Genomic DNA, 13421 nt, shown 5'->3' with positions numbered 1-13421 from the left:
GCTACAAATCCCTTTTTTCTTAGAACAACATGCCATTCGCATACATAGGAAACATCATTTTGTATAGATAGATAAATACGAATTTGGACATAAGATACCAATCTAATTTCGCGATCACATCAGAGCTGGAAGCAAAATCACAAGCGCAATTCATGCTATCTATTTCGCCGTCAATTCCCATCAGATAATCAAATCCGTAAGCCACTCACATTGAGATTGCTTATGTAATCCCCTCCATACTGTGTCGAGCTTCTGGCGACACATAAATGTCTATTCCATTGGCAAAAGTAGAGTCTAATATGAAGAAAAACACGCTCGCTTGGCTGATCTCATCCTTATTAGGAAGTACAGCCGCTTTCGCAAACGCGAACCACGACCTAACCTTGGTCGAAGTTGGTAACCAAACCTTTGAACGCATAGAAATGCTCAAGCAGTTAGCAGACAAAGGTCAAGGCACGTCTCTACGTGATGGCGAAACCTACCTTGATTTTCAAGGCTATGAATACTGGGTTAACTTTGATGGCTACCCTAAGTTCCCATTCTTATTCAGCGATCAAGACCAAGCCTACCGCAATGTGGTGGACTTCGTCGGTCCTGAATGGGAATTCATCATGTACAACGGTGGCTTCTACCTGATGCACAAAGAGTTTGGCGTGATGAACCCAGACGACACGGGTTGCTACGTAGAATATATCCCTGCAGCCCGAGGCTCGAAGCGTCCAAGTGGCGAATATATTTGGCAGTCAGATATGATTCAAAACATCGAGACTTCTGATTGTGGCGACCTATCTGCGCCAAGCATCAATGCATTGAACGTAGCCAGCGTTTCAGATCAAGGTGTTCAACTAAAATGGGCTACGCAAAACGCGAATGACAATGCGGTTTTGACGTTGACCGAATCGGGTTCAGAGCCCGTTCGTTATGATAACGTTCAATCTGGCTTGTTCATTGGCAACCTGAAACCAGACACTCGTTACACGGTGGAGCTTTCTTCGTGTAATGCGATTGATTGTATCGAGCCACAAAAGATTGAGTTCACGACAAGTGCAGCACGCCTTGGTTACGCAGACGAATTGCCGCTAGTAAATCACTTGAATGGCGATTTGACGGGTTCTATCCATTTTGCTCAAACCCATACGACCACCGCCCCGAATCAAAACGATGTTAACCTGTTCCCTGACTTGGTGATCGACCGGGAAGCTCTGCTTTTATTCACGCCAGAAGACAAAACCGTTCAGCAAGTTTGGGTAGAAGTGAGCTTTGAAGGCACTGCCATCACTCGTCTCCCAATGCTGCCGCCAAGCGCGCTTGCGGCTTCTGATCAGCCAGATAATGGACGTTCTAAAGTGGTATTCTCCCATCACGCGTGGTCATTGCCGCTGCAATGGGATTGGATGAAGCCAGGCTTGTCGCTGCGCTTAACCGATAACACAGATCGACAAGGCAACTTAGCTGCCAATGAACTTGTCTTTGGCGGCGCGCCGGAGCTTATCATTCAAAACATCGACATGGGTATGCTCACGGCGCCGCGTGATGGCAACACCATGATCAAAAACATGGCAAAACTCAGCGCCGATTACTTCCAGAAAATCCCAGCATCTAAACTGGTGATGGCAGATTACACTGCCGCTTATTTCCCGAAAGTGACGCTGCCAAATGGTAAGGTTTACACCACAAGCTCCGATGGTGAAGGTGGCTGGCACGGCGGTGACATGCGTGAAGCCATTGGTAAAGCACTGGTATCTACAGGTGTGAATAATGCGAACGTCGGCATTACCGATAGTGCTGGCTATTCGCAAGCTTACAATAAACGCTTCAACCATATTACCGCGCACACCAACCGCGGCGTGTACACCAACGGCATTATTGACCATGGCGGCAGTGGCGGCGGTGGCATCGTGACGTTAACAGCGACAACCGGTAACGAATGGTCTCACGAGCTGGGTCATAACTATGGTCTCGGTCACTACCCTTGGTATGCTTCCACACACGATTTGGAATCTGGTTGGGGTTGGGATGCTCTGCATCGCCGCTTTATCGGTAACTTACACTGGACAGGTGAAGCCACGACAAACGATGTGGGTGGTGAAGTGGTGCCACCATTTGCGGGTGAATTCCGCTTTATGCGTGACGCTCAAGCCGGTGGCGAAGCCGCGCTATTGGGCACCATTAGTCATTACACGTTAGAGCACCCTTCTCAGTCTCGCCGTGTACAAACTTGGCTCAATAACGGCTTTAACGTCAATTTAAACAGCTCGACTGGTTATGTTCGTTGGAATCAAGAAAGCCAAAGTTACGAAGAAGCACAAACCGACACGCCAGTACCTAGCGCGGCAGGCGTGCCTGTTGTCACTATGTTGGGCATTTACGATCCGCGTAACGAACTTGCAAGCCAAGTTTACCCGCTGATTTACTCCAACTACGGCAACGTGTTTGAGCTGCCTTCTGCACCAGACGTAACTTATCATCCGGAAGGCTGGCAAGCGGTGTCTTCTTTGTCTGACGAACAAATTCAACAAGATTTGTGGCAGACGATGAAGGTCAACAATCAGCAAGCTCGTATTTGTCAGTTCACCTACACGGCAAGCAACGGCGAAAGTGCAAACTTCGTCGGTACAGTCAGTACGGATATGGCGCGCTGTGAAAGCAGCGAAGACATGTACTGGAACATCAATGGTCAGCGTGAGCGCATGATATCTCAAGATCATGACTACTCATTGCTGTCTAAATACGGTGAAGGTGCTGTGACTTACACGCCGAACGCCGAAATTGGCGAAGTACCGCTTTGCGTGCTTGATAAATCTGGCACGAGCCATGATGGTGCGGGTTACTTTACCTCTTCCCATTGCCAGCAGTTTAGTGGCGTGAAACACAACAACGGTGCAGATTGGCGTTACGCGCGACATCAAGGTGGAATGCATCAGCCAAGTATGATCTCTCAACGTAGCTGCGCAGTTACTGTGGAGCGCCAAGATGGCTCAGTACAGAACATTGCGGTTGCAAGTAGCCGATTAAACGACTCACAAAGCAATAAGTTCCACTTTAACCTAGAGCAACTGCCACTACCGACTCGTGTCACCTTAAGTTGTACTGACGTGAATGGTGAACAAGTGCTAGATAGCTTGATCCCTGCTCAAAACCCAGCGATCGATAAGCTTGTTGGTCCTATCTTTGTTGGTCAGGAGCACGGTTACAAACAATACGTTGATGAACAAGTCATGTTTGCCGACAACGCAGCGTTAAACCGCATCGACTTTGGCTTTGTGGCTGACTTCGACAAGTTCGTAGCAGACAACTACGGAGCGGGTGTGCTGAACAATGGTGAAACAAGCGCCGAACGCCGCGCTGGTGCACTTTACGTGTACCCTAACCCAGCCACCGGCACTCGCGATTACTTCCTAATGCGTGATATCTCTGCGGCGGATTTCCCAACCAACCAAGCAGACAATGAAGGCTGGAAGTACCTAGGCTCAGCGGAAAACCATGTCCAGTTTGGTTTTAACCCACTGAAAGTCGATCGTAGTAACATCGACAATGCACAGCGTGTTGCCAGCTACTTCAATCAACCTCAATTGCTAACTTGGGAACAAGCGAGTTCAACGGCATGGGGACAATCTGAGAACGCTATTTTCATTGATACCGATGAAAGTGGTGAGCGCCGTTACTTTATGCAAAAACGTCCGGGAGTGAACAGCGCGTTGCCAGTTCAAAACACCTCTGACGCTAATTGGCGCTTTATTGGTAGCGATACGAATATTGAACAGTACATTGCTGAGCTCAACAGTGACCTAGCTAAGTTTGAAGCCGAAATCTTAAACTGGTACAAGCAAGATCGCATGGGAGTTTGGGGCGAGAACAACAACACGGGAACGATAAACGATATTTACGTTTACCACTTCCGTGGTGGTTACCATTACTACCGCCTCATTGACGGCAAGTACTGGTACTTCCCTTGGCCAACGGAGGCCAACCCAAACAACGCTGATTGGCAGTACTTGGGGCACTTCTAAGCCTTAACCGATGTTCAATATGAATAAAAACGCCCAGCACAATGTAAACTCGTGCTGGGCGTTTCATTTTCTGTTGTTACTAGGACCAGTTGATCTTAATTAACAGAAACAATGTTTACTGACGACAACCTGAGGTATCAAAGTCCACTACAATCGCGGCATTTTCAAACTCACCAGAGACTTTAACGTACCCCCAGTAATTGCGCTGATTGGACAAGGTAATACACTCAGCATTACCCGCATTGTCTGACCACGCATGGTGATTGGAACCGTTTGGCCAACCATCATTGCTGTACTCAATTTTCAGGTCGCCTATTCCATTTGCCGTGGTAATTGCCATGCTGGTGTGCTCATTGACCGCTGGGATACTCAACCAAATGGTTTGTTGCGTCGCCAAACATGCTGCTTGTCCCACAGTTAAGCGTCCACCACTGATTTTGCTTTGCACTGCACAATCTTGTGGTAGCGCATCAGAACCGCCCTGCGCCGTAATAGTAAGACTGTGTGTCGTGCTTGCGGTTAGCCCATCATTATCAGTCACGGTTAAGCTGATCGTGTACTGCCCTTCACTGCCATATTGGTGCGACGGCTGGGTTTGTGTGCTGGTCGTGCCATCACCGAAATCCCACAAGACGCTGACGATCTTCCCGTTTGCATCCGTGCTGTTTTCACTGCTAAATGTAATGCTTTCACCGACTTTACCCTCACTGTTTGCGGTTATGACTGCATTAGGAGCATCACCAGAAACAAGCGCTTGTTGCCACTGTTCAAACTCGCTCTGGTATAAGATTGCCCACTGATTGATGGTTGCTTTGTAATTTGCCCAATTACCCTGACGAGTTTCTATCAGCATTTGATTTACGTCGTCTTTATGTCGCTCAAACATGAATCGGACCGCCAAGTAACCCCAGCGATAAATTCTATCGACATCAAAGCCATCATAACTGGTCTCAAAGATCTCACTGAGCGTAAACGTTGACCCATCTTTGATGGTATCTATCGCAGCTTGGTTATCGTTCTCCTTCGACACATATTCGGCAATGCCCTCACTCCACCACACGATTCTTTCAGTTGGATGACCGAAGCCACCATAAAGGTCAAATCGTCCATCAAGGTAATGAACATACTCGTGCTCTAGGTTCCACACAAAGTGATCCGGATTGGCGTAAGGCGCTTCATAAGCAACAAAATTAGGGATGTTCCCCGGCGTTGATGGATCGCCCTCAAGGTACATTCCTCCATTGTTGGTACTGATGTTAAAAATCGGTCCAGCGTATTTGCCGTAATCATCGCTTGAATCAAAGATGTTGACCTGCAATTGCGTGTTGTAGTCATCCGCAACAGGTTGTCTTCCTGTCTCAAGTGAAGTGTGGAAATACCCCTCTTCGTACCCCATCTTCGAACAAGCCGCGACGTGCTGCTCTTGCGTCATGTTCTGCGACAAAATACGAATGGTAGGACTACACGTGTACGATTGAGAAAGCACCAAACCTTTCAACTGGGACTCAAAGTTACAAATTCCATAGTCACTACAATCCGCGTAATAAGAGACCGTATCGGCAGCGCCAAGCCAAATGGCATCGCCTCTACCGTACATCTCGTATTGAGCAAAGATCTCGGTCAGTTTGCTTTTCACTGTACTGGAAGCACTACCGGAATATTTGGTTAATCGTCCTAACTCACGACCAGCATTCGCTGCCATAAACTCATCACTAGCACCGATAGCTGACGAGCGTAGCGCAAAGTCCCCTAGTGCTTTAACAAGCTCAGTCTGATTACCAATGGCTTGCACAAATTGCTCATTCCACTGACCACCAAACAAAATGGTAAATACGCCATTCACTGCATTCCGCATGTACCAGTTCTGAGCGTATTGACTATCCCAGCGAGTGAGCCACTGCGTAACCTGTGGTAGGTAGGCATGCTGGAGCCCTGCACTGTCCATAGTGATAATTACTTCACTGAGCACCTTGCCATGGGGGTCACTGTTCTCATAGAAGTTCGCATTGTTAACGAAGGCATCGACGGCTTCTTTTACTGCAGGGGTCACCCAAGAAAGAAACGAGACCTTGCTGTTGTAAAACTCAGCGTAATAACCTGCTCGTAAATACAGGAACAAAGCTTCAAGCTCATCACTGCCGCCCCCAGCGTAGGCTTTCGCTAAATTGGTCGTGTGCTTTGCAATGTTGTACATGTGCCCAGATTCGAACGCCGCTTCTTGTATTCGACTCTCGGCTGAGAAAAGCGCATTAACACAACTTGCTCCTTGGGTTTTGATTGCGTTGAGCACATCATTGCTACTGTTCGAAGTGAAAGCCTCTACATCACACACGTTTGCGGCCTGCTCCGCAGACCGAGTAGAAAGGGTACGAAGGGTCGGTTTCGGTTGCTGGGGAAGCAGCTTAGTTGGTGCATAATCTGGCAACGCTCTATCATTACCGCTTTGATGAGCGTGATGTTGATATATTTCTGTGACTTGCTGCGATGGCTCACTTAAAGCAAGCGCATTCGTACTAGCAAAGAAGGTCGCTATTGCGACGGTGAGATTTTTTAGTTCCATCTTTATTCTTCTATATGATGAGTTCCTTAAATGCCGTTACCACTTAGGCATCACCATTTACTCTTCTCACGACAAAGAGCACTCTCATATAAAGCGCCTTGAGCTTTAAAAGAAACAATTCATTAACAATCAAACGCTTTGGTCTCAGTTTCTAGTACTCAATCTGCCAGAAGACGAACTTTATAAAATTCACTTGCTTGATAAGGATTTCTCACCTATTGCGCTTTTTCACCAGGATCACTTAACGACGTGACTTACCATAAATGGTTTCACTTTCGTTGAGCTTTCTGGCTGCCTTTCTTTCCGCTCAGAAATGCACTTGTCAATAAATCGCCGAAATAATGAGCAACAACATGCGCTTGTGTAATTTTAAGGTGAATTTTCAAGCCATAACACTCCGTTCTCATTACCTAAACACAAAGTTGTGGTATTCATTCTGCGATTATTTGATCGACTTAAATTAGGATTATCAATATGACTTTGGTTAAGAGATTTATGTTAGGAACATTGCTGTTTTTACCGTCGCTTAGCTATGGCGGTGATTTTGTTTACGTTTGCTCTCTAAAACCTTTTATGGATACATTTTCTCAAGCAGGTCGAACTGAAGCAGAAGCAAGACAAAACGTACGAAGCAGTTGTGAAAAGCAATATGGGGAAGGCAGTATCTTTTGTAAAACGTCTGATGCGAAATGCGAAGGCTCCTCTCTTCGTGGCAGTAGTGATAGTGATGTGAATGATAATGCGTCAGCCGTGATTTATCAGTATCGACACCAAACAGGTCCATCACTGATGCTTAGCCATGACATTTCCGACCTCAGTATGTACAAATTCGATGACAAAATGAGCTCGTTTTCTATCCCTCGCGGATGGCGTGTCCGCTTTTATGTCGATAAAAACTTCCGAGGTGATTACTACACCCGCGATCATGGCTCATACAATGCCGATGGCTTTGAAGATAAGATCAGTTCAATCAAGATCATTTATCGTTAAGCTTCCACGTTTGTACTTTGCTTAAAACAGCCCCTCGGTAAATCGAGGGGTTGTATTATCAAAAAGCGTCGAACTTAATTTGGAAGAAAATCAATAAAGACATCATGACCATTATCAATGGCTCGGTTTTTATACAGCCAATTGTTCTGCTTGATGATTCGTTCAGTCAATTCAAGCCCTAAGCCAAAACCGAGATTGTTCTCTTCTGCATCTTGAGTTGCGCTTTGATTGAATATCACCACCGAGCTGCCGTCTTGCTTTACTTGCACAAAACCATCTGCCGTGTGTTGGAAAGCGTTGCGAACCAGATTGGTGCAAACCATTCGCGCTAACGGTTCAACCAATAACACTTGTTGTCGATCAGTAATAATATCGACGGTTACTTGCTTGCCTTGCAGCAAATAGGACAATTCATCAATGATTTGGGCTAATAAATCTCCCAACACCACTTCTTTGGCAGGGATTTGAGGCGCGTTACCTCGGTTGAGCCACAGTATTGCTTCTGTTAAGTCGGTCATCGTCGCATTTGCACGCGATATCCGTCTGAGCACCTCCTGTTGTTTTTCCACCTCAACTTGCTTTTCACACATCTTCTTTAGCAGTTCGGTATTGGTTTTGGTGACCGCAATAGGTGTTCTCAGCTCATGACTCGCGTAGGCAAGAAATTTCTTCTCACGCTCAACACTTTGCTGCACTGACTCCATGCTTGATTTAACGATATTCGCCAGCACGTTGAGCTCGCTGTAGTGAAAATCTGGAATAGGCTGACTAAGCTGATCCGTCGTCATGTTCTTTGCCCAATTCTTTAACTGTTCAACAGGTGTTGTGACCTTGCGAAAGATGATGATCAAAACCAAATAGAACAGCAATATCGCCACCAACGCGGTAGAAAAAATAATGAAGAAGTGAGGAAATTCATCATCAACGGGGAACTGCTCAGTGCTGTCGTAGAAAGACACTGAGACATATTTCAGCATGCCATTATGCTGCACTTTCATCGCAAACAATGCCATTTTGGGTGGCGAGAAGATCGAACCATCAACAAAATAGTTGGTAAGTGTATTCGTTTCCAAGCTATCACGAGGAATATTCTCACGCACATCTTGGGGCAGATCGCGCCAACGTGAAGCAATGGTAAAGTCGCTGATTTTTACTGGTTCTCCTGGCTGGGTCTCTATAGAGATCGCGTGAGAGAACATCGAGTCTCTTAGTGCGATGTCCATGCCGGAGAAAAAATAGTGCATCGTTAAAATGGACAACACCACAATGGTCGTAATGCCTGTGAGTAATACTGCAAAGAAACTGTATAAACGGATACTGGGTCTGATCTTCACGACACATCTCCTTCTGAGATAACAAAGCCTTGCTTCACCACGGTCTTGATGAGCTTTTTCTGGTGCCCTTGGTCGACGCGCTGACGCAGGTTAAACATGTGAACTTTAAGGCTGTTGCTGTCGGGCTGTTCTTCACCCCAAATTTTGTACATCAACTGCTCACGAGTGACAGGATTAGGGCTCTCACGCATCAGCACTTCTAATATCTTAAAAGAAATCGGAGACAGTAAAACGGACTGCCCTGCTCGATTCACAGTCTTCTTTTGTACATCGATGGTCAGATCGGCAATGGTTAACTTGGTGTTTTGCGCGCTACGTCGTTTAGATAAGGCAATAGTTCGGGCAATCAACTCTTCCATCGCAAAAGGTTTGATAACGTAGTCATCTGCCCCGCGCGAAAATCCCGCAAGTTTGTCGCTCAGCGAGTCTAATGCTGTGAGCATGATGATTGGCGTTTCCAACCCTTGTTCTCGCAGTTTTTCACATACATCTAAGCCGTTCATTCTTGGCAAATTGATATCCAAAATGATCACGTCATAGTCGGTTTTTTCAATCATCTGCAAGCATGCCACGCCGTTCGCCACATGGTCGCAATGGATGTCTTCCAAGGCGAGATAGTCAATCACAGCGCTCGCAAGGTCGTGATCATCCTCTACGATGAGAAGCTGTAAGTGATTGGATGACATGAAATCCCCTTAAATGTTGTTTAGTTGGTGGAATGAACGCTTTGGACTGTGTTTTACCATATCGCAAAAGCGTCCCTAATTTTACTTAACCAACTTTTGGTATTTTGATAAAACTCGACCGCATAAGTGGTCTCTTCACGACGCAAAGAAGGCATCTCGATTTGTGTTTGCTGTTTGAGGCTCTCTTCAACAATGAGCTTATCTGAAGGCAAACGCTCTACAGAAGCGATGAAACGGTAACCGCACTTAGGCACAGTAAGAATATACTCAGACTTTTGACGATTGTCGCACAAGGTCCTTCTTAGCGTTGCAATGGCTTGGGTCAAACTCGCTTCAGTGACTTTAACGTCATTATCCGTCCAAATTCTATCAAACAGAGTTTGCCTCGATAGAGTTTGGTTTGGGTGTTCAATCATCATACTAAGTAACTGATTGCTGTTTTTGCCAAGCACTTTTGTCTCTTCTTCTCGCTCAGTATCCACAATGGTGCCATCAAGAAATGAGTAAACAAATCGACTACCGATAAGAACCGTCATGCTACCACTCTCCATGCTCGTTATTATTTTCGCTTTTTTCGAGAGTGGATACTAAAAAGGATCGGGTTAAGGTTGGGTTAAGACGACTTTAACTGAACGCAAAAAGGGGCGAATTCACTCGCCCCTATTACTTTTGAATCGCCTAGCGTAGCAATACCTTGTTAGACAAGAGCTTGCTTTGGCATCGCTCCTACTTGGCTAACCATTGACGCGACTTAACGCTTAGTTTTGGTTAGCTTGTTCACAAACACAAAGAAGGTCGGCACAAACAACAAGGCTAATAACGTCCCTGATACCATGCCACCAAATACGCCTGTACCAAGTGAATTCTGGATCTCTGAGCTTGCCCCACTTGCGAACATCAGTGGAACAATACCAAAGGTAAACGCCAGAGAGGTCATCAAGATTGGTCGTAATCTCAATTTCGCCGCTTGAATTGCCGCTTCAGCAACCGATAATCCCAGCTTGCGTTGTTGGTTGGCAAACTCAACAATCAATATCGCGTTTTTAGCCGATAAACCGATCAGAGCAATTAACCCCACTTTAAAGAACATATCATTTTGCAGCCCACTTAATGATACCGCCCACGCAGAACCCAATAGCCCAAGCGGTGCGACCAAGACAACCGCAATTGGTATGGTCCAGCTCTCATATAACGCGGCAAGCACTAAAAACACCACCAGCAAAGAGAACAGCAACAAGATCTCCACTTCAGATTCTGCCTGACGTTCTTGTTTGGATAAGTTGGTCCATTCAATACTCACGCTGTCATCGACTTGGCTAGCGACTTCTAACACTGCGTTCATTACCTGTCCGGAGCTGTAGCCCTCAGCCGCCATCGCAGAAGTGTCAGCCGCTTGCATACCATTATATCGCGTCAGCTGTTGCGGCATGGACTTCCAATCGGCTTTGATCAGCTCGGATAAGTAGACCAATTTTCCACTGCTGTTTTGCACCGCAATGCCCAAAACATCTTCGATGTTCATGCGGTATTTCTGGTCCGCCTGCACAATCACCTTCTGCATCCGCCCATGGTTTGGAAAATCATTGACGTAGTTTGACCCCATAGCGGTGCTCAGAGTTTCGCTAATGTCAGAGAACGAAACACCCAACGTCATTGCCTTTTCACGGTCAATATCTAACGCCAGCCCTACCGTATAAGGAGTTGCGTTATAAAACAGCCCTGTCACTTCTGGTCGATCCGTCAATGCTTGGTTGAACTTCTGTTTCAGTTGTTCAAAATCAGCTGCGCTTCTATTTGCTCGGTCTTGCAGTTGAAAGCTAACACCGTTAGTTGCGCCCAACCCTTGGATTGCAGGAGGTAAAGCCGCAAACACCACACCGTCATTAGAGTGCTCACTCATGTACGCGTTAAATGCATTGGCAATGTCCGCACTTGAACGCTTACGCTTATCCCACTCGACTAAGTCTGTAATCATGAGTGCAGAGCCGGAGCCGGAACCCGCAAAACTAAAGCCTAAGACTACGTTGGAAGCGCGCACCTCTGGCTGAGCTAATAGGAACTTTTCAGCAATCGAAACCACTTCTAAGGTTCTTTCTCGGCTCGCATCGGCTGGCAGTTGGATCGACGAAAAGAAGTAACCTTGATCTTCTTCTGGGAAGAAAGTGCTGTTGAGTTGCTGGAACATGTACACCGCACCCACCGATAACACGAGGTAAATCCCCATCATGCGCATCGTTTTATTGGTTGTCTTCGCCACCAACGAGCCATAACGCTGGGTGGAGGATTCAATCGCGCGGTTAAACCAACCCAATAAACCCGTACGCTTGTGCGCATCTTCCTTAATGGGTTTTAACATGGTCGCACACAGCGCTGGCGTCAGGGTTAGCGCCAAAAATGCAGAGAACAAAATCGCAACAGCGATCGACAGTGCAAACTGCTGATAGATTTGCCCAGACGTCCCCGAAGCGAAAGAGATTGGCACAAACACCGCCACCATGACCGCCGTTACCCCAATTACGGCACCGGAGATTTCTTTCATCGCTTTTTTAGTCGCTTCTAAAGGTGATAGTCCTTCTTTTGCCATCAAGCGTTCGACGTTTTCCACCACAATGATCGCATCATCCACAATGATACCGATCGATAGAACAATCCCGAACATAGTGAAAACATTAATCGAAAAGCCCATCAACTTCATGATCACGAACGCACCGCACAAGGCTATCGGTGCGACAATGGCGGGGATAAAGGTGTAAGTAAATCGCTGCAAAAATAGGTACATCACGATAAACACCAAGATCATCGCTTCAACCAACGTCTTAACCACTTTCTGAATGGAGATTTTCGCAAATGGTGCTGCATCACCCGACGCCATGTAGTCGATGTCTTCAGGAAAGGTTTTCTTGAGCTCCTTCATCCGCGCATGAATGCGGTTCGACGTCGCCACCGCATTCGCGCCTGACATCATCTTAATCCCGATACTTGCCGACGATTTGCTATTGATGCGACTGCCAAAGTTATAGCTTTCTTGCCCCAATTCAACGCGCGCCACATCTTTAAGTCGCAGTTGTTTACCATCAGTCGAAGAGCGCAAAATGATGTTCTCAAACTCTTTGACGTTTTTGAGCTGTCCCGACGCGGTCAACGGCGTTACGGTTTTCTGCCCTACTTTTGCAGGCTCTTGCCCTACTTGCCCCGAAGCGATTTGTACGTTTTGCGCGCTGATGGCGCCCGTCACGTCAGACATGGTAAGGTCATAAGAAACTAGCTTTTGTGGATCAACCCATATACGCATCGCGTGCTCGGCAGAGTAAACCGTCACTTTACCAACCCCAGGTATACGCTTGATTTCATCGGTCACATTACGCGCTAAAAAGTCACTCAGAGCCCCTTCTGTCATCTTGCCTGATTTGGAGTACACGCTTAAATACATCAGATCGGAGCTTGAACTCGACTCAACATTCAAACCACTTTGTCTTACGTCTTGAGGTAAACGAGGCTCAACGGTTTTTATTTTGTTCTGCACCGCAATTTGCGCCAGTTCAGGGTCAGTCCCGTAGGCAAACTTCACGCTGATCTGCCCATTCCCAGTCGAATCAGAGCTGGATGTAAACGATTCAATGCCATCAGTACCAAACAACTCACGTTCGATGATCGAAATAACGGTGTCATTGATGGTTTCCGGCGAGGCTCCTTGGTAGCTAAAAAAGACGTCAACCTGAGGCTGACTCACTGACGGAAATCGCTCCACTGCGAGTTGAGTAATCGACACTAAACCCAAAAGCGTAATAAGGATGCCGATCACCCACGCAAAGATGGGGCGGCGAATAAAAAAGTGCGACAT

The 13421-nt window shown here is 46.6% G+C and carries 7 protein-coding genes; 2 read left to right on the top strand and 5 right to left on the bottom strand.

Annotated features, from left to right (window positions below):
- The first annotated feature begins 299 nt into the window (after positions 1–299).
- Positions 300–4010, top strand: coding sequence for a M66 family metalloprotease (locus MHO32_RS05695; RefSeq protein WP_239210964.1), 3711 nt, complete (start codon positions 300–302; stop codon positions 4008–4010).
- A 115-nt stretch (positions 4011–4125) separates the two neighbouring features.
- On the opposite strand, the gene MHO32_RS05690 is transcribed toward MHO32_RS05695, so the two are convergent.
- Complete coding sequence (locus MHO32_RS05690) at positions 4126–6570, bottom strand: collagenase (protein WP_239210865.1); 2445 nt, start codon at positions 6568–6570, stop codon at positions 4126–4128.
- Between the two features lie 495 nt (positions 6571–7065).
- Between MHO32_RS05690 and MHO32_RS05685 the strand changes: the two genes are divergently transcribed.
- Positions 7066–7560, top strand: coding sequence for a beta/gamma crystallin-related protein (locus MHO32_RS05685; protein WP_009697415.1), 495 nt, complete (start codon positions 7066–7068; stop codon positions 7558–7560).
- A gap of 74 nt (positions 7561–7634) precedes the next feature.
- On the opposite strand, the gene MHO32_RS05680 is transcribed toward MHO32_RS05685, so the two are convergent.
- The 4 genes from MHO32_RS05680 to MHO32_RS05665 form a co-directional block, all read right to left on the bottom strand.
- Positions 7635–8894 carry a sensor histidine kinase gene (locus tag MHO32_RS05680; protein WP_239210861.1) on the bottom strand — a complete coding sequence of 420 codons (1260 nt, stop codon included), beginning with the start codon at positions 8892–8894 and terminating at the stop codon, positions 7635–7637.
- Positions 8891–9580 (bottom strand): response regulator transcription factor, encoded by a 690-nt coding sequence (locus MHO32_RS05675; RefSeq protein ID WP_239210860.1) that lies wholly within the window; start codon positions 9578–9580, stop codon positions 8891–8893. The genes MHO32_RS05680 and MHO32_RS05675 overlap by 4 nt, the downstream gene beginning before the upstream one ends.
- 53 nt (positions 9581–9633) lie before the next feature.
- Complete coding sequence (locus tag MHO32_RS05670) at positions 9634–10116, bottom strand: winged helix-turn-helix domain-containing protein (RefSeq protein WP_239210858.1); 483 nt, start codon at positions 10114–10116, stop codon at positions 9634–9636.
- Between the two features lie 215 nt (positions 10117–10331).
- On the bottom strand, positions 10332–13421 hold the full coding sequence (locus tag MHO32_RS05665) for a multidrug efflux RND transporter permease subunit (RefSeq protein ID WP_239210854.1): 3090 nt from the start codon (positions 13419–13421) through the stop codon (positions 10332–10334).

The sequence above is a fragment of the Vibrio sp. MMH1-50 genome (assembly GCF_022347645.1).
Taxonomy (GTDB): Bacteria; Pseudomonadota; Gammaproteobacteria; order Enterobacterales; family Vibrionaceae; genus Vibrio; species Vibrio harveyi.
The sequence above is the reverse complement of the archived record's forward strand: the minus strand, read 5'-3'. Positions and strand labels throughout refer to the sequence as shown.